The sequence below is a fragment of the Chitinophagaceae bacterium genome (genome assembly GCA_030053935.1).
In the GTDB taxonomy this organism is placed as follows: domain Bacteria; phylum Bacteroidota; class Bacteroidia; order Cytophagales; family JASGCU01; genus JASGCU01.
In genome coordinates this window covers 5626-12424 of record JASGCU010000073.1, presented here as the reverse complement: position 1 = coordinate 12424, position 6799 = coordinate 5626, and the positions used below count along the sequence as shown (strand labels likewise).

Sequence of the window (6799 nt, the reverse complement as noted above, 5' to 3'; positions counted from 1 at the left end):
TATAACACTAACAAGGCATTACAATGACTAAGGCATTAGGTGGGTTCTAAAAATTGATTTATTCAAAAAAAATGTTGGTAACTATTGGTTTTTAAGGGATACAGTTTTTAGGATTTGAATTTTTAGAATCCTCATTATATTATTAAAAAATACTTCTAAAAAAGAAAAAAAATTAAAATAATTAAGGTTTTTTATCTGCACCGTTCTTGTCTGCACCCTGATTTTATTAAGATTTTTTAGATTATCAGGATTTTAATTTTGAGTATCTTGCGAAAATTCTGGTGCAGACATTTCCTTTATTTATTCTATTTCTGTGGTATCGGTGTTAGTTTTTATTTGATATACTTTCACAAAGTCAATTTCCATTCTTTGGGGGAATCTATGAGCATCTACTCCTTTTGCTCCTCCCCAATTTCCTCCTACCGCAACGTTGAGTATCATATGAAATGGTTCAAAAAAAGGCCAGCCCGCTTTTCCTTCTCCATCATCTACTGCTTTATAATAGGGTACATTATCTACAAACCATTCTATTTGAGTAGGTGTCCATTTAATAGAATACGTATGAAATTTAGTAACATTCTTAATGTTTATCCTTCCCGTCCTTTGAGTACCTATAATGTGATTAAAGCTTTTGCTATGCACGCTTCCGTGTATGATATTTTTATCATGCCCTACGTGTTCCATTATATCTATTTCGCCGTCATCGGGCCATTGCATTTTTCTGTCGTTTATGGTGGGGAGCATCCATATTGCAGGCCAGGTTCCTACTGCATCGGGTAGTTTTGCTCTCACTTCTATAATTCCATATTTCCAATCACCTTTATTTTTTGAGACTAACCTCGCAGAGGTGTAATTATTATCGTCCCAATGCTCCTGTATCGCTTCAATAACCAGCTTTCCTTTTTGAACAGAAGCATTTTTTATGCTCTTCGTGTAATATTGTAATTCGTTATTGCCCCATCCATGCCCTCCTATGTCGTAAGACCATTTGGTAGAATCGGGAACACCCGTATAATTAAAATTATCTGCCCACACTAATGTATATTTTTGTGCTACTCCTTCTGATAAAAAGGTAAAAATGAAAAATAATCCCGTAAAAAACCTTGTATTCATAGTATTTTTGTTATGTTAAAATTTGTTTGAAAATAAAAATAAAAAAATATATCGCAAAGAAAACAAATTCAAAATCCAAAACCGATTCTCACTCCATGTTGTTGTAATGTACCCTCATAATAATTGAAAAAATAATCTACACGAAGGAATTTGAAAATATGCTCTAAACCCAGTCCCATTTCTACATAATCATGGATATATGGTGTGTAGAGATAAGCAAAGGTCCCTGTGAGTTGCACTTTCGTTTTCTTTATCAGTGGTATAGCATTGGTAATAAATCCATTAAAATGGTGAGAATAGTGTATTTGTAAATACTCTTTATTCGTACTATATCTATAATAATCCAAAAGTTGATAGTTTTCATTTTCAAAAATAGCAGCTATAGATTGATTTCCATTAAAATGCGCAAAATCAGAGAAAAAAACAGCATTATTTCGTAAAAAACTTCCGTATTCTACAAACAAATACCCCTTCCCTACAATTTTATAGTTGATACTTTGGGTGACAGAAAAGGAGAGAAAATCATAGTCAATAGTAGAATGTAAGATGTTTTTTAGTCCTTTTTTATAAGTAAGGATAAAAGATGGGTATTTATTATCTAGATACAATTTCATATCGGGACGCATTATATAGGTTGCTCCTGGTTGGTAAGACAATTGGAGAGAGGAAAAGAGAGCATTATGCTGAGGGATAGCTTGGGCAAGTGTACTGTCTACGTGGAATGGAATATTAGATGTGTATGTTTTTTTATCATCGTTGATAAGAGAGATATTTGAGGTGTTTTCCAATGATTTCCTTTGTTCCCAATCAGTTTTTATATTGAGTTTGAGACCGTTTGCAATTTCTCTTTCGTATTCTAAATGGACAAATTTCTTTTCATAGAGTTTCATAAAATTATTCTTTGCGAGAAGAGATTCAAACGTATTTATTGCGGAAGTAATGGGTTCATTGGAATTGAATTGTTGGACAAAATACCCTCCTGATGCTCTTGCAGAGGAAAAATTAAACCTATTAAAGACATATCTCCCCGATATTTTTGCATACACATTACGAGAAGAAAACCCATAACGCACTGTTGGTTCTATACGAAACCACTTTCTGTCCTCATAATATTTTGTATAAGAAACATCCATATTTGCTACAAACCCTTCCACAGTATTGTATTGAAATATATTGAATATTGGCTCAAAGGAGAGGTAATTTCTGTTATAAGAATTGCTCAATCTATACCCTAATAAAAATATCTTTGATATACTGAGCCTATTGTTTATTCTATCAATAGAATCTTTATAAGGTTTAGAATCTTTTACAATGCGGATACTGTCTTTGAGGGTATAATCTTTGGCTTCTGCTTTGGTAAGAGGGATGGGGCGGATAGTAGCCCAATAATTTGTATCCCGCTTGTTGGCATCTTTTTCGTATACCATGACTTCTTTGGGATTTGTTTTTTTTTTCTGTTTTTTTTGTTTCTGTGCAGATGCATTGGATTGCGTGGGAGCAGAAGCAGATATATCTACCACTTTGTTTGTATTGACAGCGGCTACGGGAGCATATTTGGGAGTTATTTTATAATGAGAATAAACCCCTATAAAATACCCATTCCCTTCTATGCCCATTATATTTAATCTATAATCAAACCTTTGTGATAACAGCACCCACACTCCTTCGGGAACCGATGTAAAGGTTTGTTTTATGCGGATACTATCTATGTATTCTATTTGGTTGGCTTTGGTAAGCAATAAGTCCACGCTATGAATTCTCCATTCCCCATCCACAATATAGATATGACCCGAAAAAGCAGGGTCGTTTTTTCGCTTGGGAATAACCTTTATTTTATGTATGCGATACTCCCCTTCAGTAAAACTGCCCATATGCTGATAGTCGTAATAAAAAAAGGCATTGGTAGAAAGCGGAGATATAAATCCTCTCTCATTCAATTGCTCTACTACTATAAAATTCTCATAAAAATCTACCATCATTTCTCGAGCCATATTCCAGCTGAAGCGTTTTTCAGAACCACTTACCTTACTGGAGAGCATTTTTTCTTTGTATGTATTTGGAGCGGTAAAAGAAAGCTCGGATACCGACTCAGACAGGTAGGCAATTCCCGTATCTATTGGTACTTTTATTCCAAATATACGTTTAGGAGTTTTATCAAGTCCCTGAACCCCCTTAATATAGGTTTGACAGGTGTAATTGAGTATTTCTCTTTGGTAATATGTCTTTTTTTGTATTGCCTGCCGAATAATTCTATAGGCAGGATTTTTATCTCGGGCATCTACCACAACCTCTTTGAGCTGATATGTCTCGGGTTCTAAGGCGACATCTAAGACCGTCTCACCTTGTATGATATTTACTTCTATAAGTTTTTTTTTATAACCAAGATATTGAAACACTATTTTATGCGTTCCTATGGGAAGGTCTAAAGCATAGTTTCCTTCTTGGTTAGAAGTAGCCCCAATGGTACTTTGATTCATATAGACATTTACAAAAGGAAGCTCCTGTTTTTGTTCATCAAAAATTTTGCCTCTGAGCATTTGCCCTACTGCATTATATTCTATAACAGTGATAAGAACCCACATGATTATTATTTTTTGTAGCATTTGTTTGTTTAGTTTATTATTATATTTCTTGTTTCATAGATTCAAACTTTGGAAAAGGTAATCGGAGTTATATTAATGATTTTCATCCTTTTGGGATTTTTTCTTTTATAATCAAATATATAAAAGCCATTTGCAATTATATATGTTATATTGTATGGAATTTGTAATAATTTTTTCTATTATACTCAATAATTACAAAAAATTAACGATTATGGATAATGTTATACATCATTTATAGTATATCCATAATATAAACAATGTCAAAAGTTATAGTTAACAATGTAATAGAGGGAAAAAATATGGTTTCTACCGAAGAGGTTTTGCGAGATTATGCTTTGGTCTGCCAAAGTAGAGAGCTGAGTTTGCAAGGAAGAAAAGAAGTTTTTTCAGGGAGAGCAAAATTTGGAATATTTGGCGATGGCAAAGAGGTTACTCAGGTGGCAATGGCAAAAGTATTCAAAAACGGGGACTTTAGATCGGGATACTATAGAGACCAAACCTTAGTACTCGCCGTAGGGGGATTGACAGAAGAGGAGTTTTTTGCCCAAATATACGCCCATACAGACGTAGAAAAAGAACCTGCATCAGCGGGACGACTTATGAATAATCATTTTTCTACTCGACTTTTGGACGAGAACGGAGAATGGATGTCTCAAATGGAAAGAAGAAACTCTGTATGTGATATTTCTTGCACTGCGGGACAAATGCCGAGAATAGCGGGATTAGGATATGCGTCCTATCTTTACAGAAATAATAAAAAACTCCAAGAACTTCCCAATACTCACAAGTTCTCAAATAACGGAAACGAAGTTGTTTGGGGAACAATAGGAAATGCCTCTACATCGGAAGGGCATTTTTGGGAAACCATCAATGCAGTGGGAGTGCTTCAATTACCCGTCGTTATTTCTATATGGGACGATGAATATGGCATCTCCGTTCCTAATAAATACCATACCACTAAGTCCGATATTTACAAAGTTTTAATGGGTTTTCAAGCAAATGATACAGAAAAAGGATTCCAACTCTTTCAGGTAAAAGGCTGGGATTATGAAAATCTGATACAGGTATATAAAAAAGCAGAAGATTTTGCAAGAAAGCAACATATCCCTTCTATTATCCACGTGAGCGAACTCACACAACCACAAGGACATTCTACATCGGGGGCTCACGAAAGATACAAAGACGCACAAAGATTACAATGGGAAAAAGAATACGACTGCAATAAAAAATTCAAAGAATGGATTTTAGAACACAAAATAGCATCCGAACAACAACTCTTAGCAATAGAAAAAAAAGCAAAGGAAAGCGTCTATGAAAGTAAAAATAAAGCATGGAATAACTACCTAAACGATATAAAAAAAGATACCACAGACCTCATTCCTCTGATTCATACTATTGCAAACCAAAGCTCACACAAAGAACAAATACTCACACTCTTAGAAGCATTGCAAAACTCTTCTTCTCTTGAAAAAAAAGACATCATAAGAACCTTAAAGAGCATATTCTATATCACCTCACACGAAGCTATGGAAGAGAAAACAACCCTCAAAAAATACCAAGAACAACTCCTTCAAAAATATAATGAACAATACAGCAGCCATCTCTATAGTAACTCAAAAACTTCTGCTACTTCTGTCAAAGAAGTTCCACCAGAATATTCCCCCGATAGTGAGATGGTAGATGGAAGAACTATTTTACAAAAAAACTTTGATAAAGCACTGGAAAGGGAGCCACGACTCTTTATAATAGGAGAAGATGTAGGAATGTTAGGAGATGTGAACCAAGGATTAGCAGGGCTACAAAAGAAATACGGAGAAATCAGAGTGACAGATACGGGCATCAGAGAAACCACTATCATCGGACAAGGAATAGGCGCCGCTATAAGAGGGCTCAAACCCATTACCGAAATCCAATATTTAGACTATATAATGTTTGCTATTCAAACCCTATCCGATGACCTTGCTTGCCTCCATTACAGAACCAGAGGCGGACAAAAAGCACCTCTTATCATACGCTCACGAGGGCATAGATTAGAAGGAGTATGGCATTCCGGATCCCCAATGTCCGTTATTATGAATAGCCTACGAGGAATATATCTCATAGTCCCCCGAAATATGACAAGAGCAGTCGGATTCTATAACACCCTTATCCAATCAGAAGACCCCGCCATTGTGGTAGAATGCCTCAACGGATACAGATTAAAAGAAAAACTCCCCACCAACTTAGAAAACATAACACTCCCACTCGGCATCCCCGATATAATAAAAGAAGGAAACGATATAACCATAGTTACATACGGGGCTATGTGTAAAATAGTAGAAGAAGCAGATGCTCTCCTGCAAAAACACAATATCTCTGCCGAAATAATCGATATACAAACCCTTCTGCCCTTTGATATACAACACAGAATCGTCCAATCCCTTCAAAAAACAAATAAAATTATCTTTGCAGACGAAGATGTCCCTGGCGGAACTTCTGCTTTTATGATGCAACAAGTACTAGAAGTACAAGGAGGATACCAATTTTTAGATGCCCCACCAGCTACCATAACTGCCAAAGAACATAGACCAGCTTATGCCTCTGATGGAGATTATTTCTCTAAACCCAATGCCGAAATGATCTTTGAAAAAGTATACTCCATTATGAGTGAGACAAATCCTATAAAGTACCCACCGATTTTTTGAACTCCTCTCTGTTAATAGTTATGAACAATGAAGTAAAAAACACAACAAGCAAGCAATAGTTTTGCAAAGATGAAGCAGAATTTATTCTTTTCATAGAAGAATAGAATGCAAAAAATACTATTGGAATGCAACAATTGAGAAAAATATCTTTCTTTGTGTTATCATTGTGAAAAAGAATCAAAAAAACAAACAATACATCACAAAAAAGAAATACAAGAAAACCTTATGTATTAAAAAATAATGATGAAAGATAAAAGAACCATTGAAGAAATAGAACAAAGTATTAAATTATTAGAAGAACAAACCGCTACTCTTAAAAAAGAAAACGAAGAAGCTCATAGAAGAAACGAAGAAGCTCATAGAAGAAACGAAGAAGCTCATAGAAAAAACGAAGAAGCT

General features: G+C 35.0%; 3 protein-coding genes. 1 reads left to right on the top strand and 2 read right to left on the bottom strand.

Annotated elements, in window-relative coordinates:
* Positions 1 to 300 precede the first annotated feature (300 nt).
* Together QM536_07640 and QM536_07635 are read right to left on the bottom strand one after the other, a co-directional pair.
* Positions 301 to 1113, bottom strand: a complete 813-nt coding sequence (locus tag QM536_07640; protein ID MDI9356875.1) for a glycoside hydrolase family 16 protein — start codon at positions 1111 to 1113, stop codon at positions 301 to 303.
* A gap of 68 nt (positions 1114 to 1181) precedes the next feature.
* Positions 1182 to 3716: a DUF5686 and carboxypeptidase regulatory-like domain-containing protein gene (locus tag QM536_07635; protein MDI9356874.1), complete on the bottom strand. Its 2535-nt coding sequence runs from the start codon at positions 3714 to 3716 to the stop codon at positions 1182 to 1184.
* 257 nt (positions 3717 to 3973) lie between these two features.
* On the opposite strand from QM536_07635, the gene QM536_07630 reads away from it, so the two are divergent.
* The gene (locus QM536_07630) at positions 3974 to 6400 is read left to right on the top strand and encodes a thiamine pyrophosphate-dependent enzyme (GenBank protein ID MDI9356873.1); all 2427 of its coding nucleotides are present in this window, start codon (positions 3974 to 3976) and stop codon (positions 6398 to 6400) included.
* Positions 6401 to 6799 lie beyond the last annotated feature (399 nt).

What these genes read in the sequence shown, in the direction of transcription:
- QM536_07635 (MDI9356874.1), bottom strand. Translation starts at nt 3,716, where the DNA reads ATGCTACAAAAAATAATAATCATGTGGGTTCTTATCACTGTTATAGAA.
- QM536_07630 (MDI9356873.1), top strand. Translation starts at nt 3,974, where the DNA reads ATGTCAAAAGTTATAGTTAACAATGTAATAGAGGGAAAAAATATGGTT.
- QM536_07640 (MDI9356875.1), bottom strand. Translation starts at nt 1,113, where the DNA reads ATGAATACAAGGTTTTTTACGGGATTATTTTTCATTTTTACCTTTTTA.